The 24,224-nt window shown below is 46.1% G+C and carries 25 protein-coding genes; 19 read left to right on the plus strand and 6 right to left on the minus strand.

The annotated features are described in order from the left end of the window. The first annotated feature begins 7 nt into the window (after nt 1–7). The 4 genes from ATG71_RS12875 to ATG71_RS12890 all read left to right on the plus strand — a co-directional run bounded on the left by ATG71_RS12875 (nt 8) and on the right by ATG71_RS12890 (nt 2,980). The gene (locus tag ATG71_RS12875) at nt 8–667 is read left to right on the plus strand and encodes an amino acid ABC transporter permease (RefSeq protein WP_034758098.1); all 660 of its coding nucleotides are present in this window, start codon (nt 8–10) and stop codon (nt 665–667) included. Then, nucleotides 660–1,376, plus strand: coding sequence for an amino acid ABC transporter ATP-binding protein (locus ATG71_RS12880; protein WP_098439927.1), 717 nt, complete (start codon nt 660–662; stop codon nt 1,374–1,376). Before ATG71_RS12875 ends, ATG71_RS12880 begins: the two co-directional genes overlap by 8 nt. A gap of 105 nt (nt 1,377–1,481) precedes the next feature. Next, on the plus strand, nt 1,482–2,459 hold the full coding sequence (locus ATG71_RS12885) for an aromatic acid exporter family protein (protein ID WP_098439928.1): 978 nt from the start codon (nt 1,482–1,484) through the stop codon (nt 2,457–2,459). Nucleotides 2,460–2,479: 20 nt separating this feature from the next. Next, nucleotides 2,480–2,980: a L,D-transpeptidase gene (locus ATG71_RS12890; RefSeq protein WP_098439929.1), complete on the plus strand. Its 501-nt coding sequence runs from the start codon at nt 2,480–2,482 to the stop codon at nt 2,978–2,980. A gap of 54 nt (nt 2,981–3,034) precedes the next feature. On the opposite strand, the gene prli42 is transcribed toward ATG71_RS12890, so the two are convergent. Further along, nucleotides 3,035–3,130: a stressosome-associated protein Prli42 gene (gene prli42 / locus ATG71_RS23390; RefSeq protein ID WP_156029987.1), complete on the minus strand. Its 96-nt coding sequence runs from the start codon at nt 3,128–3,130 to the stop codon at nt 3,035–3,037. A gap of 188 nt (nt 3,131–3,318) precedes the next feature. Between prli42 and mce the strand changes: the two genes are divergently transcribed. From mce to ATG71_RS12925, 7 genes are all read left to right on the plus strand, one after another. Continuing rightward, the gene (gene mce / locus ATG71_RS12895; RefSeq protein ID WP_098439930.1) at nt 3,319–3,732 is read left to right on the plus strand and encodes a methylmalonyl-CoA epimerase; all 414 of its coding nucleotides are present in this window, start codon (nt 3,319–3,321) and stop codon (nt 3,730–3,732) included. Between the two features lie 5 nt (nt 3,733–3,737). Then, nucleotides 3,738–5,285, plus strand: a complete 1,548-nt coding sequence (locus tag ATG71_RS12900; RefSeq protein ID WP_098439931.1) for an acyl-CoA carboxylase subunit beta — start codon at nt 3,738–3,740, stop codon at nt 5,283–5,285. 76 nt (nt 5,286–5,361) lie between these two features. Further along, on the plus strand, nt 5,362–6,486 hold the full coding sequence (locus ATG71_RS12905; RefSeq protein ID WP_098439932.1) for a tripeptidase T: 1,125 nt from the start codon (nt 5,362–5,364) through the stop codon (nt 6,484–6,486). A gap of 139 nt (nt 6,487–6,625) precedes the next feature. Beyond that, nucleotides 6,626–7,096: a chemotaxis protein CheW gene (locus tag ATG71_RS12910; RefSeq protein ID WP_098439933.1), complete on the plus strand. Its 471-nt coding sequence runs from the start codon at nt 6,626–6,628 to the stop codon at nt 7,094–7,096. 20 nt (nt 7,097–7,116) lie between these two features. Next, entirely contained in the window at nt 7,117–8,370 is a 1,254-nt protein-coding gene (locus ATG71_RS12915; RefSeq protein ID WP_098439934.1) for a DNA polymerase IV, read from the plus strand. A gap of 165 nt (nt 8,371–8,535) precedes the next feature. Continuing rightward, nucleotides 8,536–9,942, plus strand: a complete 1,407-nt coding sequence (gndA, locus tag ATG71_RS12920) for an NADP-dependent phosphogluconate dehydrogenase (protein ID WP_098439935.1) — start codon at nt 8,536–8,538, stop codon at nt 9,940–9,942. A 281-nt stretch (nt 9,943–10,223) separates the two neighbouring features. Beyond that, a complete protein-coding gene (locus ATG71_RS12925; RefSeq protein ID WP_098439936.1) occupies nt 10,224–11,327 on the plus strand; it encodes an NADH:flavin oxidoreductase in 1,104 nt (367 codons plus the stop codon). Nucleotides 11,328–11,421: 94 nt separating this feature from the next. Here the strand turns inward: ATG71_RS12925 and ATG71_RS12930 are convergent, their stop codons facing one another. Both ATG71_RS12930 and zwf read right to left on the minus strand, forming a co-directional pair. After that, nucleotides 11,422–12,042: a cyclase family protein gene (locus ATG71_RS12930; RefSeq protein WP_098439937.1), complete on the minus strand. Its 621-nt coding sequence runs from the start codon at nt 12,040–12,042 to the stop codon at nt 11,422–11,424. Between the two features lie 16 nt (nt 12,043–12,058). Next, nucleotides 12,059–13,561: a glucose-6-phosphate dehydrogenase gene (gene zwf, locus ATG71_RS12935; protein ID WP_483295307.1), complete on the minus strand. Its 1,503-nt coding sequence runs from the start codon at nt 13,559–13,561 to the stop codon at nt 12,059–12,061. 286 nt (nt 13,562–13,847) lie between these two features. On the opposite strand from zwf, the gene rnz reads away from it, so the two are divergent. From rnz to ATG71_RS12950, 3 genes are read left to right on the plus strand one after another with little or no spacing between them, the layout of a single operon-like run. After that, nucleotides 13,848–14,774, plus strand: coding sequence for a ribonuclease Z (gene rnz, locus ATG71_RS12940; protein ID WP_098439939.1), 927 nt, complete (start codon nt 13,848–13,850; stop codon nt 14,772–14,774). 10 nt (nt 14,775–14,784) lie between these two features. Continuing rightward, the gene (locus tag ATG71_RS12945; RefSeq protein WP_098439940.1) at nt 14,785–15,324 is read left to right on the plus strand and encodes a histidine phosphatase family protein; all 540 of its coding nucleotides are present in this window, start codon (nt 14,785–14,787) and stop codon (nt 15,322–15,324) included. Between the two features lie 34 nt (nt 15,325–15,358). After that, complete coding sequence (locus ATG71_RS12950) at nt 15,359–16,114, plus strand: GNAT family N-acetyltransferase (RefSeq protein WP_098439941.1); 756 nt, start codon at nt 15,359–15,361, stop codon at nt 16,112–16,114. 48 nt (nt 16,115–16,162) lie between these two features. Here ATG71_RS12950 and namA read toward each other — a convergent pair whose 3' ends face one another. The 3 genes from namA to proC all read right to left on the minus strand — a co-directional run bounded on the left by namA (nt 16,163) and on the right by proC (nt 19,325). Beyond that, complete coding sequence (namA, locus tag ATG71_RS12955; protein ID WP_098439942.1) at nt 16,163–17,182, minus strand: NADPH dehydrogenase NamA; 1,020 nt, start codon at nt 17,180–17,182, stop codon at nt 16,163–16,165. A gap of 97 nt (nt 17,183–17,279) precedes the next feature. Then, nucleotides 17,280–18,431, minus strand: coding sequence for a glycosyltransferase family 2 protein (locus ATG71_RS12960; protein ID WP_098439943.1), 1,152 nt, complete (start codon nt 18,429–18,431; stop codon nt 17,280–17,282). 75 nt (nt 18,432–18,506) lie between these two features. Then, nucleotides 18,507–19,325 carry a pyrroline-5-carboxylate reductase gene (proC, locus tag ATG71_RS12965; protein WP_098439944.1) on the minus strand — a complete coding sequence of 273 codons (819 nt, stop codon included), beginning with the start codon at nt 19,323–19,325 and terminating at the stop codon, nt 18,507–18,509. A 510-nt stretch (nt 19,326–19,835) separates the two neighbouring features. Here proC and ATG71_RS12970 point away from each other — a divergent pair. The 5 genes from ATG71_RS12970 (at nt 19,836) to ATG71_RS12990 (ending at nt 24,009) form a co-directional block, all read left to right on the plus strand. Beyond that, entirely contained in the window at nt 19,836–20,795 is a 960-nt protein-coding gene (locus ATG71_RS12970; protein WP_098439945.1) for an MBL fold metallo-hydrolase, read from the plus strand. 16 nt (nt 20,796–20,811) lie between these two features. Further along, nucleotides 20,812–21,606, plus strand: a complete 795-nt coding sequence (locus ATG71_RS12975) for an SDR family NAD(P)-dependent oxidoreductase (protein WP_098439946.1) — start codon at nt 20,812–20,814, stop codon at nt 21,604–21,606. Between the two features lie 49 nt (nt 21,607–21,655). After that, on the plus strand, nt 21,656–22,177 hold the full coding sequence (locus tag ATG71_RS12980) for a DUF3221 domain-containing protein (RefSeq protein ID WP_098439947.1): 522 nt from the start codon (nt 21,656–21,658) through the stop codon (nt 22,175–22,177). 181 nt (nt 22,178–22,358) lie between these two features. Then, nucleotides 22,359–23,210 (plus strand): GRP family sugar transporter, encoded by an 852-nt coding sequence (locus ATG71_RS12985; protein ID WP_098441821.1) that lies wholly within the window; start codon nt 22,359–22,361, stop codon nt 23,208–23,210. A 13-nt stretch (nt 23,211–23,223) separates the two neighbouring features. After that, entirely contained in the window at nt 23,224–24,009 is a 786-nt protein-coding gene (locus ATG71_RS12990; protein ID WP_098439948.1) for a glucose-1-dehydrogenase, read from the plus strand. Nucleotides 24,010–24,224 lie beyond the last annotated feature (215 nt).

Below are 24,224 nucleotides of genomic sequence, written 5' to 3' on the forward strand. Positions count from 1 at the left end.
GATCATTATGCCACTAGATTTTGAACAACTGATTCCTTCGATCCCCTTTATTTTGGAAGGATTGAAGGTCACACTTAAAATTGTCGCGTTAGCAGGGGTGCTCGGGTTCCTATTCGGTATTCTTCTTGCCCTTTGCAAAATCAGTTCCATCAAACCTTTAACCCTGCTTGCGGATCTTTATACATCCATATTCAGGGGAACTCCCCTCGTCCTTCAGCTGATGATCATCTTCTATGGGTCGCCTCAGCTTTTCGGGACGCAGATTGAACCGTATTACGCAGCGATCCTCGCTTTTTCCCTTAATTCAGCTGCCTATATATCCGAAATCATCCGTGCCGGAATCAATGCAGTGGACAAAGGGCAAACGGAAGCCGCGATGGCTCTTGGAGTGCCTTACCGATTGATGATGAAAGACGTGATCCTGCCTCAGGCGATCAAAAATATCCTCCCTGCGCTGATGAACGAATTCATCACGCTCACAAAGGAATCCGCCATCGTCACCGTGATCGGTGCTGCAGATGTGATGAGACGTTCATACATGGTTGGAAGTGACTTGTATTCCTTCTTTGAACCGCTTTTATTCGCAGGACTGATCTATTATGTGCTCGTTATGATTCTGACTTTACTAGGGAAAGTGCTGGAAGGGAGACTGCGTGGAAATGATTAAAGGAGAACAGATTACCAAGTCGTTTGGAAAGCTTCAGGTATTAAAGGGAATCGACTTCGCGGTTGAGAAAGGGGAAGTCGTCGCATTGATCGGTCCATCGGGTTCAGGGAAATCCACTTTATTGCGGTGTTTGAATCACCTGGAAGAACCAACATCGGGATCGATTTACTTTGAAGGAGCCCTTGTGAAGGGAAAAGCCATCCACAAGGTAAGACAGGACGTCGGGATGGTGTTTCAACATTTTCACCTCTTTCCACATATGACCGCATTGGAAAATGTCATATACGCTCCAATGAAAGTGAAGGGCATGAACAAAACGGAAGCTGCGAAATTAGGGACGGACCTTCTGACAAAAGTGGGCCTGAAAGAAAAGTGCACCGAATACCCGAACCGTTTATCAGGCGGGCAGAAGCAGCGTGTGGCCATTGCAAGGGCACTTGCAATGGAACCGAAAGTCATGTTATTCGATGAACCGACGTCGGCCCTGGATCCCGAGATGGTGAAAGAGGTTCTGGACGTCATGAAATCACTCGCTCACACAGGGATGACGATGATCATCGTGACCCATGAAATGGGCTTTGCAAGAGAGGTGGCGGACAGGATCCTCTTCATGGATGATGGTAAGATCATTGAAGAGGGAAAACCGCAAGCCTTTTTCTCCAACCCTCAAAGTGACAGAGGGAAAGGTTTCCTAGAGAAAATATTATAATGGTGAGGGGTTAACGGAAAAAATCGTTAATCCCTTTTTTTATGTTTAACCCTGTTTATGGTATTCTAGAGTAGCTAAAAAACGTAGTAGTTAGGAGAAAGTTGAATGTTTCGAATTGGATATCGGACACTTAAGACAGGAATCGGCACCGCGGCTGCCATCAGCATCGCACAATGGTTCCACTTGGATAACTTCGTATCAGCCGGGATATTGACGATCCTGTGCATTCAGAATACGAAGAAGAAATCGGTGAATGCATCATGGAGCCGATTTTTGGCATGTGTGATCGCCATGGTTTTTTCTGCTGCCTTTTTCGAATTTATTGCCTATCACCCGGCGGTCATCGGTTTGCTGCTTCTTGTGTTCATTCCCATTACAGTTGCCTTGAATATCAAAGAAGGGATTGTCACAAGCTCCGTCATCATCCTTCATGTATACTCAGCGGGTCATGTCACCCTTGGCCTTTTTGAAAATGAGCTTGGAATCATCGTAATCGGGATCGGGATTGCCCTCTTGATGAACCTGTATATGCCGAGCGTCGATAAAAAGATGATCGAGTATCAGGAAAAAATCGAAGCGAACTTTTACAAGGTTTTCTGTGAAATGATCAACTATTTAAAGACAAATGACAGCGATTGGGACGGCAGGGAGATCACGGAAACGGAGCAGCTGCTCAAAGAGGCGAAGACGATAGCCTTTAAAGATGTAGAGAATCATTTTTTAAGGGATGAGAACTTATACTATTTATATTTCAAAATGAGAGAGAAACAGTTTGAAATCCTTCAGCGTATCCTTCCGATTGCCACAAATATTTCGTTAACCGTCGAGCAGGGTCATCGCATCGCAGATTTCCTGGAAGAACTGAGCGATCATATCCACCCTGGAAATACGGCGCTCTTTTACTTAAAAAAACTGTACGATATGAAAGTGGAATTCGAGCAGATGGAGCTGCCGAAAACGAGGGAAGAGTTTGAAACACGTGCCGCTCTTTATCAATTTGTTCAGGAAATGGAACAGTATCTTCTCCTGAAAAGCTCGTTCAAAGGAATAAAAAAGGAGGAAAGTGAAGCAAACTACACCTAAAACATGAAGAAGGTGATAGGATGCGCTTACTTCTTGCCATCATATTGTTCGCTTCTCCCATATGGCCATTGGGGAGGAACCCGATCCCGGGAGATCCGTTTATCATCGTGAACAAGGAAAACAATCAATTGGCGTATATAGACAACGGGAAAATGCAGGCTACCTTTCCCGTCGCTACAGGAAAAACGACTGAGCTCACCCCGGAAGGCTTGTTTAATGTTACGGTGAAAGCCAAGGACCCCTATTATCGTAAGAAGAACATCCCTGGCGGGGACCCGAGAAACCCCCTCGGAACCCGATGGATCGGATTCGATGCAGAAGGGACGGATGGCAGGATCTATGGAATCCACGGGACGAACCGGCCATCGAGCATAGGGAGATACATCTCCAATGGATGCATCCGGATGCAGAATAAGAATGTTGAATATCTGTTTGACAAAGCACCCGTCGGCACCAAGGTACTCGTCGTAAAAACGAAGAAAAGCTTTAATGAGTTGGGGAAAGAATACGGGGCGCTATAAAAGAGGAGCTGCTGATCGATGGATTCGAACAGCAGCTCCTTTTAGTTACTATTTTTATAATAAGAATGACAGTCCTGCCATGATCGTGGATGCAATCATCGCAAACAGCATCACAAATACAATGATCTTTTGCATTTTTTTATTACCCATCGTATCGCCCCATTCTTCCACATAAGCGTGAGATCATTTTCATCTCTATTTTAACGTGAATAATGAGAGAAGACAACCACCCCAATAAAAGAAAACGCTTTAATTATTCGTCTCTTTAGGAGGAAATTCGACAACAAGTATGGAATACTATATGGGTGGAGCATGCAAACAACAGGGGGATGATAGGGATGAAAAAGGTAGATCATATCGGAATAGCAGTTTCATCAATAGACAATGTTCTCGCATTTTATGAAGATACTCTCGGTCTCTCACTACTGAAGATCGAAGAAGTAGAGAATCAAGGTGTCAAGGTAGCATTCTTGGATGGCGGAAATCTTAAGCTCGAGTTACTGGAGCCACTACATAAAGAAAGTCCGATTGCGGCATTCATAGAAAAAAAGGGTGAAGGGATTCACCATATAGCCTTCGGTGTAGAAGGAATCGAGGAGCGCATCAATGAGCTCCAGACCAAAGGGGTACGGATGATCAACGAAACGCCGAAGCCTGGTGCCGGCGGGGCCTCTGTCGCCTTCATGCATCCGAAATCAGCCCACGGCGTTTTATACGAGCTTTGTGATAAATCCAACATCAAAGGGGAGTAATCATAATGGATATCTATGAAAAAATCAATGAATTGTACGACCGCAGAAGAGAAGTGGAGCTTGGCGGCGGAGATGAAAAAATAGACAAGCAGCATGAAAAAGGAAAGCTGACTGCAAGGGAACGGATCGATATCCTGGTCGACCCGGGTAGCTTTGTGGAGTTGAATCCATTCATCGAGCACAGATGTACAGACTTTGGACTTGAAGGGGTACAGGGGCCTGGTGACGGGGTCGTGACAGGGTACGGAAAGGTGAACGGGAAATCGATTTACTTATTTTCCCAGGATTTCACTGTGTTCGGCGGTGCGCTTGGAGAAATGCACGCGAAGAAGATTTCCCATGTAATGGATCTTGCCGTCAAAAATGGTGCTCCGTTCATCGGACTGAACGATTCCGGCGGCGCCAGAATTCAGGAAGGTGTCGTTTCTTTGGATGGCTATGGACATATCTTCTATCGAAACGCCGTCTATTCAGGTGTGATTCCGCAAATTTCCGTCATCATGGGCCCTTGTGCCGGTGGAGCGGTTTACTCGCCTGCCATCACGGATTTTGTCTTTATGGTGGATGAGACGAGCCAAATGTTCATCACAGGACCTAAAGTCATTGAAACTGTGACAGGGGAAAAAATCAGCTCCGAGGATCTCGGTGGGGCAAAGGTTCATAACTCCATCAGCGGCAATGCCCATTTCCGTGGGAAAAAGGAAGAAGAGGTGTTACAAGAGGTTCGAAGATTATTAACATACCTGCCTCAAAATAATGAAGAGAAGCCCCCTCGCCTCGACGCGGATGAAGAAGATGATTACCGTGCCAACTTAACGGATCTGATTCCATTTGATGCGATTCGTCCTTACGACGTCCGGACCGTCATCAATGAAATCGTCGACGAAGGAAGCTTCTTGGAGGTTCAGAAGGAATTCGCCAAAAACATCGTTGTGGGATTGGCCCGCATAAAAGGCGAAGTCGTCGGACTTGTATGCAACCAGCCGAAGTTCATGGCGGGTGGCCTTGATATCGATTCTTCCGACAAAGCGTCCCGTTTCATCAGGTTCTGTGATTCATTCAATATTCCTCTCATTACATTTGAGGATGTTACGGGATTCTTCCCGGGGATCAAGCAGGAGCATGGAGGGATCATCCGTCACGGAGCCAAGATTCTATATGCATATTCCGAAGCGACAGTCCCTAAAATGACCGTGATTCTAAGGAAAGCGTATGGTGGGGCGTATGTGGCACTGAACAGTAAATCGATCGGTGCGGATCTTGTCTTTGCCTGGCCGAATGCGGAGATCGCCGTCATGGGGCCACAAGGCGCAGCGAACATCATTTTTGCCAGGGAAATTGCATCGAGCGATAACCCTGAAGAGGTAAGGGAACAGAAGATTGAAGAATATCGTGAAAAGTTCGCGAATCCATACGTCGCCGCGTCCCGTGGAATGGTGGATGATGTCATCGATCCCCGTGAAACCCGGATCAAATTGATTCAAGGACTGGAAATGATGAGAAACAAACGGGAAGAACGTCCGAAGAAAAAGCACGGGAATATCCCATTGTAAAAGGTGTACCATTTGTTGAACAGAACTATTCACGCTATACTATAGAAGTGAATACATATTGGTGGAGGTCTACTAAATGATTAATGAAGAGCGTTTATTAAATGAATTCCTGGAATTGGTGCAGATCGATTCTGAAACGAAGGAAGAAGCGGAAATCGCGAAAGTATTAACAAAAAAATTCTCCGATCTTGGAGTGGAGGTATTCGAAGACGACACGATGGGTGAAACGGGCCACGGTGCCGGCAACCTGATCTGTACATTAAAAGGGAATAAGGATGGAGTAGATACCATTTATTTCACTTCCCATATGGATACAGTCGTCCCTGCCAAAGGGGTAAAGCCTACTCTTAAAGAAGATGGCTACATTTATTCCGATGGGACAACCATACTCGGAGCCGATGACAAAGCGGGTCTTGCCACTATGCTTGAATCCGTGCGTGTCCTTCAGGAAAACAATATTTCCCACGGTGACATCCAGTTCATCATCACAGTAGGGGAAGAGTCGGGTCTCGTTGGAGCAAAAGCCCTTGATTCCTCTCTTGTTAAAGCGAAATACGGTTTCGCCCTTGATAGTGACGGGAAAGTCGGAAACATCATTGTAGCAGCACCGACACAGGCTAAAGTGAAGGCGACGATCTACGGCAAAACGGCACACGCAGGCGTAGCGCCAGAAAAAGGCGTTTCTGCCATCACGATTGCCGCAAAAGCCATCTCTAAAATGCCACTTGGCCGTATCGATGAAGAAACGACTGCGAACATCGGCCGCTTTGAAGGCGGAAAAGCAACGAATATCGTATGCGAACAAGCCGATATCCTTGCTGAAGCCCGTTCACTGGTTCCTGAAAAAATGGAAGCACAGGTAGAAAAAATGAAAGCTGCCTTCACTTCCGTTGCCGAGGAAATGGGCGGGAAAGCAGAAGTCGAAGTTCAAGTCATGTACCCAGGCTTCAAGTTCAAAGACGGTGACGAAGTAGTCGAAGTGGCAAAACGTGCGGCGAAGAAAATCGGTCGTCCGAGCGAACTTCTCACCAGCGGAGGCGGAAGTGACGCCAACGTCATCGCAGGATTCGGAGTACCGACCGTGAATCTCGCAGTAGGCTACGAAGAAATCCACACAAAGAGCGAAAGAATGCCAGTAGAAGAACTAAACAAACTCTCTGAAATGGTCGTAGCGATCATCAAAGAGGTGGCTGGGGAATAGTAAGAGCATCCAGAAGTCCACGTGCAAAAGATAACTCTTTTGCACGTGGACTTTTTTTCTTCCTTCAAATCTGCGCCCAATTCAAAAATATGGTACATTAGTAGTATACATATAGAAATGCGAGAGGGGACGTTATACATTGCCGAAAGTAGTTGTATTTCATGCCGGAAAAGAAGAATATGCTCTGCCGATTGAGAACGTAGTATCCATTGAAAAGGTGGAGGAGATCAGGGCGATCCCTCACTTACCCCCATTTGTCCTGGGACTTGTAAAGGTCAGGGGAGACCTGATTCCGGTCCTTGATTTAGGGAACATCCTTTATGACACCCCTGCGATTGCTGAAAAAGGAATGTTTCTCCTTGTCGTCCAGACGAAAACGATGCAGGTCGGTCTCGTTGTGATGGAAGCAAAGGAAATCCTTGAAGTGCCAGAGGAATCGATTAAAAATGTCGGTTTACTTGCTTACTCGAAAACAACCTATTTTTCAGGTATCATCAATCTCGAAGATTCCCTTATAACCCAAATCGATCCCGATGTTTTAATAGAAAGCTTAGAAGGTATAAAAGAAATAAAGGATTATGTGAACGAGCAAAAAACACATCAAAACTGACAAAGAAAGCCGCGATTGAAATGAACTCACACTATCCCAAAATTGGACGAGTGATCCTTCATGTGGATATGAACAGTTTTTATGCCTCTGTTGAGATGGCCTATGATCCTACTTTGCGGGGGAAACCCCTGGCTATAGCCGGGAACCCCCAGGAAAGACGGGGCATCATCGTGACATGCAGCTACGAAGCCAGGGGCTTTGGCGTGAAAACGACGATGCCTCTTTGGGAGGCAAAAAAACTATGTCCGGATCTGGTGATCATGACTCCTAACTTCGACCGTTACCGTGCCGCCTCCAAAGGAATATTCGATATCCTCAGACAATATACAGAATTAGTGGAACCCGTGTCGATTGATGAAGGGTATCTCGATATAACGGATTCCTTCGAGAAAGGAACTCCATTACAAATTGCCTCGGACATTCAGGCCCAGATCAAGGGTCAGTTAGATCTTCCTTGCAGTATAGGTGTGGCGCCCAATAAATTCCTGGCGAAAACGGCTTCAGATATGAAGAAGCCTATGGGAATCACCGTGTTGCGTAAAAGGGATATCCCGAATAAGCTGTGGCCGCTTCCCGTCATAGAAATGCATGGGATCGGTCAGAAGACTGCCGAGAAGCTGAATTTAATCGGTATCCATACGTGCAGCGACCTTGCCCATGCCAACGATATCCAGTTGAAGTCATTGCTCGGGATCAACGGCCTCCGCCTTAAAGAGCGAGCCAATGGAATCGACAGAAGGAATGTGGACCCCGAGTCGATTTATGATTATAAGAGCGTGGGCAATTCCACTACCTTACCAAAAGATACGACGAATCAACAAGAGCTTTTAATCGTTGTCGAAAAGCTGTGTGCGAAGGTATCGTCACGACTTCAACAAAAAGATGTACTTGGTACGACGATCCAGCTGATGATCCGGGATAAATTCAGGAAGACCATCACCAGAAGCAAAAAGGTTTCAAACCCCATCTATAAAAAAGAAGACTTATTTCACCATGCGAAAGACTTATTCTTGAAGCATTGGGATGGGGATCCTGTCCGGCTCCTGGGGGTCACGGCACAGGATGTTGTGGAGAAAAGCGAAGCAACGGAACAGCTGGACTTATTTTCTTATAAGAAAGTCGCCGAAAAGGAACCACTCTACAACGTATTATCCAAGCTCCATGACAAGTTTGGGAAAGATTCCATCTCTCAAGGGATTAAAGCCAAGAATAAGAAAAAGTCTTATGACCAGAAACAGGACACAAGCTTCAACAAAGATTTTTTAAGGGAATGACAGTTGTAAAAATGGGGACACCTTATAACAGTGACGGACTTCTCAATCGGATTATTTGCATCAGTGACCTATTCTTGTTAGATTGAAGTAGACTCCGGTCATTCATTTGATATAACTGAAGAAGTTATGAAATCATGATTCTATAGATGAAAGGGCGTTGATGTTATGGCTCAGGAAATTGGTGTTATCGGATTAGCCGTTATGGGTAAAAACTTGGCATGGAATATTGAAAGCAGGGGATACTCTGTTTCTGTATACAATCGTTCCAGTGAGAAAACGGAAGAAATGATGAACGAATCGAAGGGCAAGAATGTCAATCCTACATATACAATCGAGGAATTCGTCAACTCGTTGGAAAGCCCCCGCAAGATTCTTTTGATGGTCAAAGCGGGAAATCCGACAGATGCCACCATCGAACAATTAAAACCTTACCTTGAAAAAGGTGACATCCTGATTGATGGGGGAAATACGTTCTTCGAGGATACCCGTCGACGCAATCAGGAACTAAGCGAACTTGGCATTCATTTTATCGGGACGGGTGTGTCCGGTGGAGAGGAAGGCGCCCTGACAGGTCCTTCCATCATGCCTGGAGGACAGAAGGAAGCATATGATCTCGTGGCCCCTATTCTGAAAGATATCGCAGCGAAGGTCGACGGAGATCCTTGTACGACGTATATCGGTCCCGACGGCGCGGGTCACTATGTGAAAATGGTGCACAACGGCATTGAATACGGAGATATGCAGCTGATCGCGGAATCCTACTTCCTAATGAAAAATGTACTTGGCTTAAGTGCAGAAGAACTTCATGAAGTGTTTGCAGATTGGAATGAAGGCGAGCTTGACAGCTATCTCATCGAAATCACAGCAGATATCTTTACGAAGAAAGATGAAGAAACCGGCAAGCCGATGGTGGATGTCATCCTCGATAAAGCAGGTCAAAAGGGGACGGGTAAATGGACAAGTCAAAGTGCATTGGATCTCGGTGTATCCTTACCTATCATCACGGAGTCTGTCTTCGCCCGTTTCATTTCAGCGATTAAAGATGAACGAGTAAAGGCGAGCAAGATGCTGAAAGGTCCAGACACGAAACCATTCGATGGTGATAAGAAAGCATTGGTCGAATCGATTCGGAAAGCTCTTTACATGAGTAAGATCTGTTCGTATGCGCAAGGCTTCGCCCAAATGCGTTCTGCGTCTGATGAGTACAAATGGGATCTCGAGTACGGGGATATCGCCATGATCTTCCGCGGAGGCTGTATCATCCGTGCACAGTTCCTGCAGAAGATTAAAGAAGCATATGACCGTGAATCCAATCTCACTAACCTTTTACTCGATCCATACTTCAAAGAGATCGTCGAAAGCTATCAATACGCACTCCGTGAAGTCATCAGTGTAGCCGTCCAGAATGGCGTACCGGTTCCCGGCTTCTCGGCAGCCCTATCTTATTATGACAGCTACCGTACAGAAACGCTTCCTGCGAATTTGATCCAGGCTCAGCGCGACTACTTCGGTGCTCATACCTACGAACGTGTGGACAAAGAAGGCATTTTCCATACAGAGTGGATGAAATAATTGAATGATTCAAGCCCCTTTCTGATGAAGAAAGGGGCTTTTAATAATATCATGGTGAGTGATCGTAATGTAGCGATTAGTGAATTTTTTGCAGTAGAATGATTTAAACAAAACAATTATCATGAATCGGAAATGGAGATCGCATGAAACAAATCACATTATCAAACGGAACATTTACATGCCCATCAGGATGTGAATAGCCATTCCCCAAACAGATGTCTTTAATTTTCACTACTGGTTTGAAATAATGAAACTGCATCAAGAAAAGAGGAGGCATTTCAATGAGTCAAACCAATACATCTACAGAACCATTATTTAGACCATTCCATAGTGAGAATCTGCAGCTATCCAACCGTACAGTGATGGCACCGATGACAAGGGGCTTTTCACCCAATGGAGTTCCCGGTAAAGATGTTGCCGCTTACTATCGTCGCAGAGCTGAAAATGGTGTAGGGTTGATCGTCACGGAAGGAACCGGAATCAATCACCCCTCTTCAGTTTCAGGAGCGAGTATCCCTCTGTTCCACGGTGAAGAATCACTGAATGGATGGGCAAACGTCGTGAAAGAAGTCCATCAAGCAGGTGGAAAGATTGTTCCACAGCTTTGGCATGTGGGGATGACCCGTAAAAAGGGGGAGCTTCCAAATGAAGAAGCGTTTCCTGTTGGACCATCAGGACTAAGTCTTTCAGGTAAAGAAATCACGGAGCCTATGTCGGAAGAGGAAGTCGTCCTGATGGTGGAAGCGTACGCCCAAGCCGCTGCAGATGCGAAACGCATAGGCTTCGACGGCATAGAACTGCACGGGGCACACGGGTATTTAATCGATCAGTTTTTCTGGGAGAATACAAACCGACGTACTGATCGCTATGGTGGAGATCTGGTAGGCAGAACTCGGTTTGCCGTTGAGGTAATCGAGGCCTGTAGGCGTGAAGTGGGCCCTGATTTCCCGATCATTTTCCGTTTTTCACAATGGAAAATGAATGATTTCAACGCAAAGCTTGCTACGACGTCAGATGAGCTGGAGCGGTTCCTGGAGCCTCTTGTAAAAGCAGGCGTGGATATTTTTCATTGCTCGACACGCCGTTTCTGGGAGCCTGAATTCGAAGGATCTGACTTGAATCTCGCCGGCTGGACAAAGAAGCTGACAGGTAAACCGGTTATATCTGTGGGATCGGTTGGACTGGATGGAGAATTCACGAGCTTCTCAGGTGCGGGTACGACTAGCCTGGATGGTCTGATCGAGAGGCTGGACCGCGGTGAATTCGACCTGGTCGCAATTGGACGCTCACTCCTTCAGGACCCTGAATGGGTGAGGAAAGTGGAAGAAGGCGAGGCGGATGACCTGCTGCCGTTTGATAAGGAAGCACTGAAAAAATTGTATTAAGGTAGTACTGGGTGTCTCTTTGAATGAGGCACCTTTTTTTGTGTTTACAATAAAAGGACTCTCCGGCAATTAGCCAGAGAGTCCTATTTAACGTTTATCCGATCATTTCATCAAACAACAGAACGCGTGCCGGTGATGCATCGGTGTTTTGAATTTTTAGTGGTGCCGCCACCATGAAGTATTGGCCGGCTTTGATGTCTTTCAACTGAAGGCCTTCCATGATGATGACGCCGCTTCCCATCAGGCTGCGGTGAGTCGGGTGACCTTCCTGGGCCCGCTCGATTCCAAGGGCATCGATTCCGACGCCTGCAATCTTTTTCTCAGCAAGGTATGCGGCAGCATCTTCTGCTACATAGATGAAGTCAAAGTTGAATTCAGTATCCCATGAATTCTTCGTTTTGAAGAGAATGAAGTCATTCTCTTCAATCTCTAATCCTTCAATATCCTTCAGGCTGATTTTTTCATCGGCTTCCGTTACATCAAATACTTTGACAGGGCGGACGAGCTTCTCGATATCGATCGTTTCAATCGTCTCGCCGTCGTTGATCATGTGAAGGGGAGCGTCGACATGCGTTCCTGTATGAACATCCATTGAGAGCCTTGACTCCGTCACATGGCCGTTCGTATTTGTTTCGATAGTCGGTTGTTTTTCAGGTTTGTTCTTGTACACGGGCATCCCGTTAAAGATCGGGGCTGTTACGTCATAAATTTTCATTGGTTCCACACCTTTCTTAGCATTGGTCTACATCGAGGTTGGCAATCGGCCACCAGGAGAAGCCGTCTTTTGCAAGCAGATTGTCAGCGGCTTTTGGTCCCATCGAACCTGCTTCGTAGTTCGGGAATTCTCCATCACGTGTATGTTCCCATACTTCAGAGATTTTGTCGACGAATGCCCAGGATAATTTCACTTCATCCCAATGGGTGAAGTTCGTGGCATCTCCGCGAAGACAATCGAATAGAAGCTTTTCATATGCCTCAGGTGTGTTCATTCCATCCACGCTGTTGTTGGCAAAGTTCAGTTTCACTGGAGTCGTTTCGATATTCTGTCCGGATTTTTTCACGTTCAAGTGCAGGGTGATCCCTTCTTCCGGCTGAATGTGAATGACCAGCAGGTTCGGTGCCAGTGGCTTGTCCGGATTGTAATACAGGTTCATTGGGATGTCTTTGAACTGGATGACGATCTTCGTTGACTTGGTTTCCATTCTTTTTCCGGTACGGATATAGAACGGGACACCTGCCCAGCGGAAGTTATCGATCATCAATTTACCTGCAACATAGGTTTCCGTATTGGACTGATCATCGACGTTTTCAGCTTCGCGGTAACCGGGAAGTTCTTCATTTCTGGCTTTTCCAGGACCGTATTGGCCTCTGACGAAGTAGTCCTTGACTTCATCCTGTTGGAATGGACGAAGGGATCGCAACACGCGTACTTTTTCACTGCGGATTTCGTCCGTCGTCAATTTGATCGGGGGCTCCATGGCAAGTAATGCAACCATTTGAAGCAGATGGTTTTGAACCATATCGCGAAGGGCCCCGCTTTTTTCGTAATAACGGCCGCGGTCTTCCACACCAAGCTCTTCGGATGAAGTGACCTGGATATTGGAAATATAACGGTTGTTCCAGAGTGGTTCGAACATGGCGTTGGAGAAACGGATGACTTCGATGTTTTGCACCATTTCTTTACCAAGATAGTGATCGATACGATAAATTTGATCCTCGGAGAATGATTCACGGATCTGGCTGTTCAATTTTTCGGCTGAAGGCAGGTCGTGACCGAATGGTTTTTCAATCACAAGTCGCTGGAAGCCTTTTGTATCGGTTAAGCCTTGGTTTTTCAACTGCTCCGTAATCGTTCCGAAGAATTCAGGAGCCATCGCCAAGTAGAAAACGCGGTTGCCTTCTAATTCATATGTTTCATCGAGCTTATCGGATAAGTTCTTCAATGCTTTGTATGAATCACTGTTGGATACATCATTCGGCTGATAATAGAAATGTGACACAAACTCATCGATGTTCTCATCGCTGCCTAACGCTTTATGTACCGATGTCTTTACGTGTTCCTGGAATTCTTCATTTGACCATTCGCGTCGTGCCACACCTACAACGGCAAAACGCTTTGAGATTTTTCCTTTACGGAACAAATGATAAAGGGATGGATATAGTTTTCTTTTCGCTAGATCACCTGTCGCTCCGAAAATGGTAATCAGAGATGTTGGTGTAGTTGAATTATTCAATGTCATGACCTCACTTTATCTTGTTGTAACCCTTATTTATGCGTTTCTTCTTATTTAATATCCTATACAATTACTTAATTTTAAAGACTTCTGTTTCATTTAGCAAATTATATGCTGAGGACTTTTTTTGCGTATATGCATGAAAACGTTTTATCTTTTTTGCAAACATCTTCGTCATTATATTGGCTTTAATTTTCATTCTTATGACTCATTTTGCGGGAAAGGGTAAAATATGGGCGATTATGTTAAAATGGAGACAGAATAGCACATCTGAGGAGTGGTGACAGTGGAATTATTATTTCTGGGTACGGGTGCAGGGGTACCGGCCAAGCTCCGCAATGTGACCAGTATCGCTTTGAAATTACTGGAGGAACGCGGTGCGGTTTGGCTATTTGATTGTGGGGAAGCGACCCAGCATCAAATTTTACATACAAGCTTGAAACCAAGAAGAATCGAAAAGATTTTCATTACCCACCTGCATGGTGATCACATATACGGGCTGCCGGGGTTACTCGGGAGCCGGTCCTTCCAAGGAGGGGAAACAAAACTGACGGTATACGGCCCTAAGGGGATCAAGGAGTTTATCGAAGTTTCCCTCTCAATCAGCAGGACCCACCTTCAATATCCCCTTGAAGTGGTGGAAATCGAGGAAGGGGTCATCTTTCAAGATGAAGGGTTCAGTGTAGAAGCAATGGGACTCGACCATGCTCTTCCCACTTTCGGCTATCGAGTGATGGAAAAAGATAAGCCCGGTGTCCTTCAAGTGGATCAATTACGTGATAGGGGCGTTCAACCGGGGCCTCTCTATAAGAAATTAAAATGTGGTGAAACGGTGCGGCTGGAAGACGGGAGGGAAATTGATGGCAAAGATTTTCTCGGACCTTCGATTCCTGGACGGGTGGTCACGATCCTAGGAGATACAAGATTTTGTTCCAATGCGGTGGAGCTTTCTAAGGATGCAGATGTCCTGGTTCATGAAGCGACCTTCAACCGGGATCAAGAAGAGATGGCCCGGGAGTATTACCATTCTACGACAAAACAGGCTGGAGAGACCGCTCTTCTAGCCGGGGCACGATGCCTTTTCCTGACCCATATTTCTTCCCGGTATGCAAAGGAATCATGGGAAGAACTTGAGAAGGAAGCAAGGGACGTCTTCCCGGAAAGCTATATGGCAAGGGATTTCATGGAGTACGCCATACCTTTAAAGAAATAGGAGGGGAATCATGAAGGAGATCTATATCGTCCGTCATGCAAAAGCGGAAGGACAGCCCTTTCATGCACCGTTAACGGAGGAAGGGGAACGTCAGGCCCGTCAATTAGCGTCCTTCTTGGAAAACCGGTCCATTCAAGCGATTTATTCAAGCCCCTTCATAAGGGCAGTGGACACCATCGCTCCTTTTGCTGAACGTTCAGGCCTCCGGGTCCAGGAGGACGACAGGCTGGGAGAAAGGGTGCTGAGCGATCGGGATCTTCCTGATTGGATGGAAAAGTTGAAGATGAGCTTTGAGGATTTTTCTCTCTCATTACCTGGTGGGGAATCCAATCAAATGGCGATGGAACGGGCAAGGTCCTTTGTCGATGAAGTGACGGGGAAAGAGGAGGAACACATTGTCTGTGTGAGTCATGGTAATTTAACGACGCTCATCCTCAGGTTATTTGATGAAAGCTATGGATACAATGAACTGTTCGCTCTATCCAATCCCGACGTCTACATCGTCAGGCTTGAGGGGCACCGTGCTTCTGTACAGCGTGTTTGGGAGTAGGAAAGGCCGTTTAAACAGAAAAAGGGGAATCGAGATGAATTCATTTACATTTGAACATATTTATAATCCGGGTCATATTATAGACGAAAACACTCTTTATCGACATACTCATTATCCGGAAATGCTGACGCGGTATGATAGTAATTTTCTTGCATTTAAGAAAGAGCCGACTCTTGAAGAATTTATGGAAGCCGCCCGTTTTTTACGGGAATTCCATCGTGCAAAAGGCCAGAAACATGTAAAGTTCCTTTTTCCTCAAGATGATAAACCTTCTGAAGAACTGATGGATTATTTTAAACAAGAGGGATATGACGTTGGATTCAATGAGCTTTATTCGATTGATCCCGATCAATTCCCATCGGCGGAATTGAATCCTGATATAGAAGTCAAGGAAGTGGGGAAGGAAGAGCTTCAGGATTATCTTTCTTTTCAGTACGAGCAGGATATGGACTATGGTCCGGATTTTGCCGACCAAAAGGTGGATATGCATAAGCGGAATTTTGAAAATCCCCGAATAATGCAGCTTCTGGCTTTCTATAAAGGGACGCCGGCCGGATCCGTGGATGTGATCATCGAAGAAGATTCAGCGGAAGTAGACGGATTGATGGTTCACGAGTCGTTTCAAAAGAAAGGGATCGGAACCAGGCTGCAGCGGTATGTCATGGAACGGTTCCGTGACAAGTTTATCATCCTGGTGGCTGACGGGGAAGACACGCCAAGACAGATGTACCAAAAGCAGAATTACCGTTGTCTAGGGTTCAGATATGAAGTACAGAAGGTGTATGAATAAATAAAACAAGAGGGTGGACTTCTGTCCACCCTCTTGTTTGCGTATTTTTTATTTCCAGCCGCGCTCATACTGTTTAGGTGCTTCGATTTCAACACCGAGCTCTTTGGCCGCCGTTCTCGGCCAGTAAGGGTCCCGAAGCAATTCCCGTGCAAGGAGAACGAGGTCCGCCCGGTCATTTTGCAGGATTTCTTCCGCCTGGATGCCTGTTGTAATCAGTCCAACCGCACCCGTGTCGATGCCCGCCCCGTTCTTGATCGTCTCGGCAAGCTTCACCTGATAGCCGGGGAATACCGGGATCCGTGCAGGTACAAGGGCGCCTGAGCTGACATCAATCAAATCGACGCCTTGTTCTTTCATCCATTGTGCGAATACGACATAGTCTTCGACGTCCAGACCTTCATCGTTATAGTCTTTGGCAGAAACCCTCACAAGGAGTGGTCCGTCCCATACTTGTTGAATCCCGTCAATGATTTCACGTAGGAAGCGGTAGCGGTTTTCTGCCGATCCCCCATATTCATCGGTCCGTTTATTGGACAGGGGAGAGAGGAACTCGTTGATGAGATATCCGTGGGCCCCGTGAATTTCAATCACATCAAAGCCCGCTTTCTTCGCTCTTTCGGCCCCCTTGATGAATGCGGTGACGGTTTCTTTCACATCATCTGCTGTCATTTCAACAGGCGTTTTCATTTCATCATTAAATGGAATGGCAGATGGAGCGAGGATGTCTCCTTCAAGTACTGCTTTTCTTCCGGCATGGGCAAGTTGGATTCCCGTCTTTGCCCCCTGCTCTTTCATCAGATCCACCAACTCTGTTAAGCCTTCAATATGACCGTCACCCCAGATCCCCAGATCCTGTGGGGAGATTCTTCCCTGTGGTGTAACCGATGTCGCTTCCAGGATGATGAGTCCGACTCCGCCGACAGCACGGCTCGTATAGTGGGTGCGATGCCAGTTTTCGACTTTTCCATCTTCATGGTGGGAAGAGTACATGCACATTGGTGCCATGACGATTCGGTTCTTCAGTTCAACATTTTTAAGTGTATATGGTTCGAATAGCTTTGCGTTCATTTCCAATCACCTTTCCATGAGGAATTTATTTCGGGTTTCTAAACAGTGATTCATCATGAGTATAACAACAACACTTTTGCCGGAAAAGGAATGTGCTCTATTTTCTTTTCTGCCTCAGCTCCTTCAATGGATAAACCGTCCCGCGCCATTCGATCCCGCCTCTTTTAAACGTCAGGAACGTCGCCCGGGCGATGGAATAGATGAATAACAAGGCAGTGAAGGGGAGGAAGAGGATGAGAAGGGGAGACTCCTTCGTCATCTCCTTTATGACTTTGAAATAGGTGATGAAAATCAACAGAATGATCAACAGGCTCACGGTCCGGATCAGGGTGTGCCCCGAAAAGATCGTCAAGAAAGGAAGGACCGTGGAGCAGAACACCCCCGTCATGGCAAATACGACAAGAAGGATGGAGTAATGGAGCCCGGCAAATGTGTTCTTCTCAAGGCCCTGAAAGGCTCCTTTCAAGGAGTGATACCACTCCACCTCCAGCGAGTGAAGGGCCGTGAGGAATGCCTGGCTCTTCCCGCTTTTTTTGATATGGATACCTAGCTGAAGATCGTCATCCGGCATGTGCTTGATCTTTTCGTGTGTACCGATTTCCTCATAAGCAGAACGTGTAATCAGATTGAAGGCACCGATCCCCACCCCTGTCGCCGAGGAAGGGTCATTCGCTTTCCATGGCCGTTTATAAAAAGAGAAACCGAATAAAAAGAAGGACACAAAGCTCTTCAACCAGAATGTCTTTGATTTGATGTTGGGGGCAAGGGTGAGATGATCGAGCTTCTGAGATTGAAAGGCCGCGACAGCCCGGGACAGGGTGGCAGGGTCTTTGTACAGGACATCTGCATCGGTGAACAGAATGAGTGTTCCTTTTGAGATGAGGTATCCTTTATATAATGCCTGATTCTTTCCTAGCCACCCTTTTTTCAGTGTATCGATATGGAGGACGCGGATCCGCTTGTCCATTTTTGCCAGTGCTTCAATTTTTTCCGGTGTGCGGTCCGTTGAACGATCATTGACGAGAATCCACTCAATCCGTTTATAGTCCTGTTTCAGTTGAGATAGAATGCTGTCTGTAATCGCTTCTTCTTCATTCCTGACAGGCACGATGATGGAGAGAAAGGGGCCGCTCGCCGTGGCCCCCAATCCTTCAAGGGGAGAAAGCGTATCTAACCCCCTCCACACCTCCACGGCGAGAACGATCCAGACGACTAGGACGGCAGATAGTAAAATGAGGAGTAGATTCATCTGTGTCGACCTTCTTTTTTGCTTTGATTGTATCACTGAAACGGGATCGCCTGCGAATGATGATCGGCTGTAGGTTTATTTTTTCAAAGAATTCTCCTTTAATTCATGGCCGAGTGTTTGAGAGCGGTTATTTGCAGAAGAAATACACTGGAAAAAGGCATCCCTGACTTGGTGGTCTTCCAGCGCAGCGATTCCCGCTTCGGTCGTTCCACCTGCACTGGTCACATTCCTTCTTAATTCCCGGGCTTCCAACCCGGATTCAGAAAGCATGGCGCTTGCCCCGGCGATCGTCTGGGTAACAAGGCTTTCAGCGAGTTCATCTTCCAGTCCCAATTCTACTGCAGCATGTTTCAGTATTTCGGCTACGTAATAGATATAAGCCGGGCCGCTCCCTGAAAGAGCCGTGATCAGGTCCAATTTCTCTTCTTCTACCTCCGCTGCTATGCCGACAGACTGAAAGAGTGTTTTCGTCCATTCCTTCTGTGAGGGTGATAGATATTGATTGAAAGCCACCGCGGTTGCGGACTTCCCCATGGCTGCACTTGTATTCGGCATGGCTCTCGCGATGGCTCCCTTAAAGGCGAGCCTGTCGCTTATATGCTCCATGGTGATGCCTGCCAGAACAGAGATGATCAGCGTATTCTCGGAAAGGTAGGGTCTGACAGAATCTGCTGCTTCATGAAAGTCCTTTGGTTTCATGGCGAGGATGATGACATCATAGCGTGACTCCCGGTTTACCTTCCGGATACAGAATTCATGCATGATTTCATTTAAACGCTCCTGATTGGCACGATTGGTTACATATACTTCTTCATTATTCAATACTCCCGCTTTCATTGCACCGCTCATTAAAGCATGAGCCATCGACCCTGCTCCGATAAATAATGTCTTCATTCGCTCATTCCCCCTTCTGTTTTTGAAAAAAAAACAGACCCTTTCATCCATAAAGGACGAAAGGGTCTCGCTTCCGTGGTACCACCTTGTTTTGTCCATTTTCTACGAAGAAGATGGACACACTCCATTTCCATTAACGCTGGACGACGTTCTGCTTTAAGACGCTCAAAAGGCAGGTTCACAAATAGAGAGGACGACGGTACCTTTCAGCCGGTGGGCACCGATCTCTGACATCATCTATTCATTACTAATCTTTCTCATCGCTTTATTCTATATCATTATGTAATAGGTGATGAATGGATTAAATCTATATTATAGGTGATTATCGTAGAAATACAGCTTATCTGTCAAGGGTTTATTTTTAGTATATTCACACTTTTTAAAAATGACATCATGCTGAAAAAAATGTACACTAGATAATGAAGGATCATTCATTTTCTGGAAATGAGTGACAGAACGGAAAGGTGCCGATTGTCTGTACCTTTTTATTATGAAGAATGTGGTGAAACTATGACAACTTTAGTGAATGATATCGCAAAAATCACACTTTCCACTCCTTTTGCCGTGGGAGATGTGAATGTTTATTTAGTCAAGGGGGATGCCTTGACCCTGGTGGATGCTGGCCCTCTTACAGATACGGCCTGGATGCAGCTGACTGAGCAATTGTCCCTTTTAGGATACACACCTCAGGATATTGAACAAATCGTTTTGACGCATCATCACCCCGATCATGCAGGCCTGCTTGATCGGTTCTCATCCGACGTCAAGGTGTATGGTCACAAGTATAATCGATTCTGGCTCAAGCGTGATGCCCGCTTTCATGAAGAGTATGACCGTTTCTTCACGGAGCTTGCCATTGAATCAGGGCTCCCTGAAGAATATCTCCCCGCCATCCACAAGTTCAAGAGTCCTTTGAAATTCATGGGGAACCGAAAGCTGGACGTGGCGATAGCAGAAGGGGATGGCGTTCCCGGAATGAGAGGGTGGTCGGTCATTGAAACCCTTGGTCACGCCCAAAGTCACTTATCCTTTTACAGGGAACGTGATGGCGTTCTGATAGCGGGCGACCACATACTCGCCACGATTTCTCCCAACCCCCTCATTGAACCGCCATTTGAAGGGGAGATGGAGCGTACAAAGCCGTTGTTGCAGTATAACGCTTCATTGAAAAAACTTTTCGATTTTCCGATTTCCCTTGCCTACACAGGACATGGAGACGACGTTACGGATGTTCATGGGTTGATTCCGAGGAGATTAGGGAAACAGGAAGAAAGAGCAAGAGATGTATTCAATATGATCAAAGGAAACCGCGTGACCGTATTTGAGATATGCAAAAGGTTGTTTCCCTCGGTGTATCGGAAGGAGCTCGGTTTGACATTGTCCGAGACCATCGGGCAATTGGATTATTTGGAATCTATCCAATTTTTACGGAAAGAAAAGCATGAAGGAATCTATTATTATTTTGCTTAGGAAGATGTGACTTTACATGAACAGTAGAATCAAAGGAAAAACGATAATCATTACCGGTGCTTCGGGAGGAATCGGGGAGCAAATGGCCATTAAGGTTGCGGAAAATGGCGGGAACCTTGCATTGATTGCACGCCGTGTCCATCTGCTCCAGGCATTGAAGGAAAAGCTGACAACGACATTCAACTGCAAGGTGGAAGTCTATCCTTTAAACGTCACGGATTATGATCAAATCCCCCGTGTTTTCACTGCCATCCGGAAAGACTTCGGATCCATCCATGCCCTGATAAATAACGCAGGATATGGAATCTTCCAGGAAGCACACGTTACCTCCTTTCAAGATGTAAAAGGGATGATGGATGTGAATGTTCTTGGACTGATGGCATGTACAGGGGAAGTCCTTCCTTATATGCGCGAACAGGGATTTGGTCACATCATCAATATCGCTTCTCAGGCAGGGAAGTTTGCCACTCCGAAATCAAGTGCCTATTCCGCTTCCAAGCATGCTGTCCTCGGATATACGAACAGTGTAAGGATGGAAGCAAAACGATACGGGGTGAAGGTGACGGCGGTGAACCCTGGACCAATTGCCACAGACTTCTTCTCCATTGCCGATGAAACCGGCACATATGTGAAGAATGTGGAGAAGTTCATGCTGGACCCTGAATCCGTCGCGGAAACAGTGGTGGATTCACTTTTTACCAATAAAAGAGAAATCAACCTGCCCCGATGGATGAATATAGGAAGCAAGTTCTATCAATTATTCCCATCTTTTGTAGAAAAAGTAGGAAATAACCTTTTTTTCAAAAAATAGTGAAACCAAATAGTGCTGCCAATCGTCTAATATAATAAGGGGGGAGTCTATGAAGAAATGTTTGACTGTTATGATACTTTGTTCCTGTATACTGTTCACCGGATGTGGGCCATCAGCATCTGTCAATTCTCAGGGCAGCACAGATTTCATAGGCTTTGTCACCCAATTGGAAAACAATCAGGTGCTGATCAATGATGTTTGGTTTTCTTTCGATCAACAAACGGTCATGTTGACAGATCAAGATAAAAAGCTTCATAAAGAAGATATAGGGATGGGCAAAAAAGTGAATGTGACCTTTGATGGGAAGATGCAGGAATCCTATCCCAGGAGAGCTTCGGCGGATCGAATGGTATTTCTGACGGACAAAGAAAGCAAGATCGAAGAGACTGTCGTGAAATTAGTCATGAGCGATCCCCGGTTTTCACAGGTAGTCATCGAATCCATTGAAAAAAATCCCACCGGCCTTTATTCGTTACGATTCAAAGACCTTTCCCTCGACCGTGATGTCCATGTGATGGTGAATGTCGAGAATGAAAGAGTCATTGTCCCGATTCATACTTCTACCAAATAACAAAGAAGAAAGCGTCGAATATACCTCGACGCTTTCTTTTTTTTTTTGAGGTTACACCTTAGGGAAGATGGGTATGCATGAGAGAGTGAGAAAAATTTTACCTTTTTTCATACAAAATGGCTAGAATTTTTGTTTCAGAGGAAAACTATGATTATTGTCGGAAAAAGGATGTGGGTGTATGATAGGGATTCTTTTAGCCCTGATCCCCGCGGTCGCGTGGGGAAGTCTTGTGTTTGTAAGTGTAAAACTTGGAGGGAATGCCTACAGTCAAACGGTTGGGATCACGGTTGGTGCACTGTTGTTTGCGATTGGCGTCTTCTTCATCAAGTCCCCTGAGTTAACGTTATTTGTCTGGGGCATCGGATTTATTTCCGGCGTCTTTTGGGCTGTCGGGCAAGTGAACCAGCTGGCCAGTGTAAAATTCATCGGCGTTTCGAAAACCGTCCCGATTTCAACGGGAATGCAGCTGATTGGAACGACGCTCTTTGGTGTTCTGGTATTTAAAGAATGGAAAACGACTGAAACGATCCTCCTTGGAAGCGGGGCCGTTCTGGCCCTTATCATCGGTGTCGTCCTCACCTCATTCACACAGAAGTCCGAAGGGGATGAAGGCTCTCAATTGAAAAAGGGTCTGTTGACGCTGCTCCTTTCAAGTTTTGGATACATAGCCTATGTCGTCATATTAAGATGGTTTGATATTGACGGATGGCAAGCGATTTTACCACAGGCAATCGGTATGTTCATCGGAGCCGTTGTCATCACATTCAGGCATAAGCCATTTAACAAATATACAGTTCGAAATATCTTAACCGGACTTATGTGGGCATCCGGGAATCTAGGATTGCTCCTTGCCCTGCCCCGGATCGGTGTGGCGACAAGCTTCTCCCTGTCCCAAACGGGAATCGTCATTTCCACTCTCGGTGGTTTGTTCTTCTTAGGGGAAAAAAAATCGAAAAAGCAGATCCTCCTCGTCATTGCAGGGTGTGTCCTGATCATCATCGGCGGGGTTCTATTGGGCTTTACGAAAGATTAAGGAGGAATTGGACATGTATACAGATTTAACGGATAAGGTTGTCATCATCACGGGTGCCGCCACTGGTATAGGAAAGGCAATTGCTAAGAGGTTTGCCACTGAAGGCTGTAAAGTGGTCATTAATTATTTCAAAGAAGAAGAAAACCCTGAAGGACTTGTAAAGGAAATCGAAGAAGCAGGTGGGATAGCCTCAATCATTCAAGGGGATGTGTCAAAAGAAGAGGATGTCCAGGGGTTTGTCCGATTTGCCCATGAGACGTATGGCCGTCTGGATATCTACGTAAATAATGCGGGGATCGAAAATGAGGTACCATCTGAAAATCTTCCCCTCGAGGATTGGCAAAAAGTCATCAACACGAATCTGACGGGTACCTTTCTTGGTTGCCGGGAAGCGGCAAAGTACATGCTCGATCATAAGATTAAAGGATCGATCATTAACGTATCGTCCGTTCATGAAATCATTCCATGGCCGCATTTTGCTCATTACGCAGCAAGTAAAGGCGGGGTGAAGCTCTTGATGGAGAGTCTTGCACTGGAATTTGCTCCGGACGGGATACGGGTAAATAATATAGCCCCGGGAGCCATCGATACGCCCATCAATGCCGAGAAATTTTCCGATCCGGAAAAGAAAAAGGGAGTGGAGAAACTCATTCCCCTCGGCTACATCGGAGAACCTGAACAGGTCGCTTCCTGCGCTGTTTTCCTAGCCTCCGATCAGGCAAGCTACGTCACGGGTACGACGCTCATCGCCGATGGGGGCATGACGAAATACCCGGGATTCCAAGCTGGAAAAGGTTGATGTATGAAAGAATAAGTCCAAAATCACAAAAATGATTTTGGACTTATTTTTTTTGTTCTGATCCTGCTGTGTGTCACCCCTTGTGCCAATCATCGTATGCTTGTCGCCTCTGCCCAAGCCGCCTCCGCTTTTCTTTGTCTAGCTCCAGGGGCTTGGGGCTCGAGGTCATATGCCAAGTAACCCAAAAAGGCAAAGAACACCTTTCCGGGTTACTT

The sequence above is a fragment of the Bacillus sp. es.034 genome (assembly GCF_002563655.1).
Classification (GTDB): domain Bacteria; phylum Bacillota; class Bacilli; order Bacillales; family Bacillaceae_B; genus Rossellomorea.

Excerpts from the sequence above, each read along its gene's own strand:
- ATG71_RS12880 (WP_098439927.1), top strand. The coding sequence starts at position 660 with ATGATTAAAGGAGAACAGATTACCAAGTCGTTTGGAAAGCTTCAGGTA.
- ATG71_RS12915 (WP_098439934.1), top strand. The coding sequence starts at position 7,117 with ATGAACTCACACTATCCCAAAATTGGACGAGTGATCCTTCATGTGGAT.
- gndA (WP_098439935.1), top strand. The coding sequence starts at position 8,536 with ATGGCTCAGGAAATTGGTGTTATCGGATTAGCCGTTATGGGTAAAAAC.
- namA (WP_098439942.1), bottom strand. The coding sequence starts at position 17,182 with ATGAACGCAAAGCTATTCGAACCATATACACTTAAAAATGTTGAACTG.
- ATG71_RS12905 (WP_098439932.1), top strand. The coding sequence starts at position 5,362 with ATGATTAATGAAGAGCGTTTATTAAATGAATTCCTGGAATTGGTGCAG.
- proC (WP_098439944.1), bottom strand. The coding sequence starts at position 19,325 with ATGAAGACATTATTTATCGGAGCAGGGTCGATGGCTCATGCTTTAATG.
- ATG71_RS12990 (WP_098439948.1), top strand. The coding sequence starts at position 23,224 with ATGTATACAGATTTAACGGATAAGGTTGTCATCATCACGGGTGCCGCC.
- ATG71_RS12885 (WP_098439928.1), top strand. The coding sequence starts at position 1,482 with ATGTTTCGAATTGGATATCGGACACTTAAGACAGGAATCGGCACCGCG.
- ATG71_RS12890 (WP_098439929.1), top strand. The coding sequence starts at position 2,480 with ATGCGCTTACTTCTTGCCATCATATTGTTCGCTTCTCCCATATGGCCA.
- ATG71_RS12945 (WP_098439940.1), top strand. The coding sequence starts at position 14,785 with ATGAAGGAGATCTATATCGTCCGTCATGCAAAAGCGGAAGGACAGCCC.
- ATG71_RS12950 (WP_098439941.1), top strand. The coding sequence starts at position 15,359 with ATGAATTCATTTACATTTGAACATATTTATAATCCGGGTCATATTATA.
- ATG71_RS12875 (WP_034758098.1), top strand. The coding sequence starts at position 8 with ATGCCACTAGATTTTGAACAACTGATTCCTTCGATCCCCTTTATTTTG.
- prli42 (WP_156029987.1), bottom strand. The coding sequence starts at position 3,130 with ATGGGTAATAAAAAAATGCAAAAGATCATTGTATTTGTGATGCTGTTT.
- ATG71_RS12930 (WP_098439937.1), bottom strand. The coding sequence starts at position 12,042 with ATGAAAATTTATGACGTAACAGCCCCGATCTTTAACGGGATGCCCGTG.
- ATG71_RS12975 (WP_098439946.1), top strand. The coding sequence starts at position 20,812 with ATGAACAGTAGAATCAAAGGAAAAACGATAATCATTACCGGTGCTTCG.
- ATG71_RS12900 (WP_098439931.1), top strand. The coding sequence starts at position 3,738 with ATGGATATCTATGAAAAAATCAATGAATTGTACGACCGCAGAAGAGAA.
- ATG71_RS12980 (WP_098439947.1), top strand. The coding sequence starts at position 21,656 with ATGAAGAAATGTTTGACTGTTATGATACTTTGTTCCTGTATACTGTTC.
- mce (WP_098439930.1), top strand. The coding sequence starts at position 3,319 with ATGAAAAAGGTAGATCATATCGGAATAGCAGTTTCATCAATAGACAAT.
- ATG71_RS12960 (WP_098439943.1), bottom strand. The coding sequence starts at position 18,431 with ATGAATCTACTCCTCATTTTACTATCTGCCGTCCTAGTCGTCTGGATC.
- ATG71_RS12925 (WP_098439936.1), top strand. The coding sequence starts at position 10,224 with ATGAGTCAAACCAATACATCTACAGAACCATTATTTAGACCATTCCAT.
- ATG71_RS12970 (WP_098439945.1), top strand. The coding sequence starts at position 19,836 with ATGACAACTTTAGTGAATGATATCGCAAAAATCACACTTTCCACTCCT.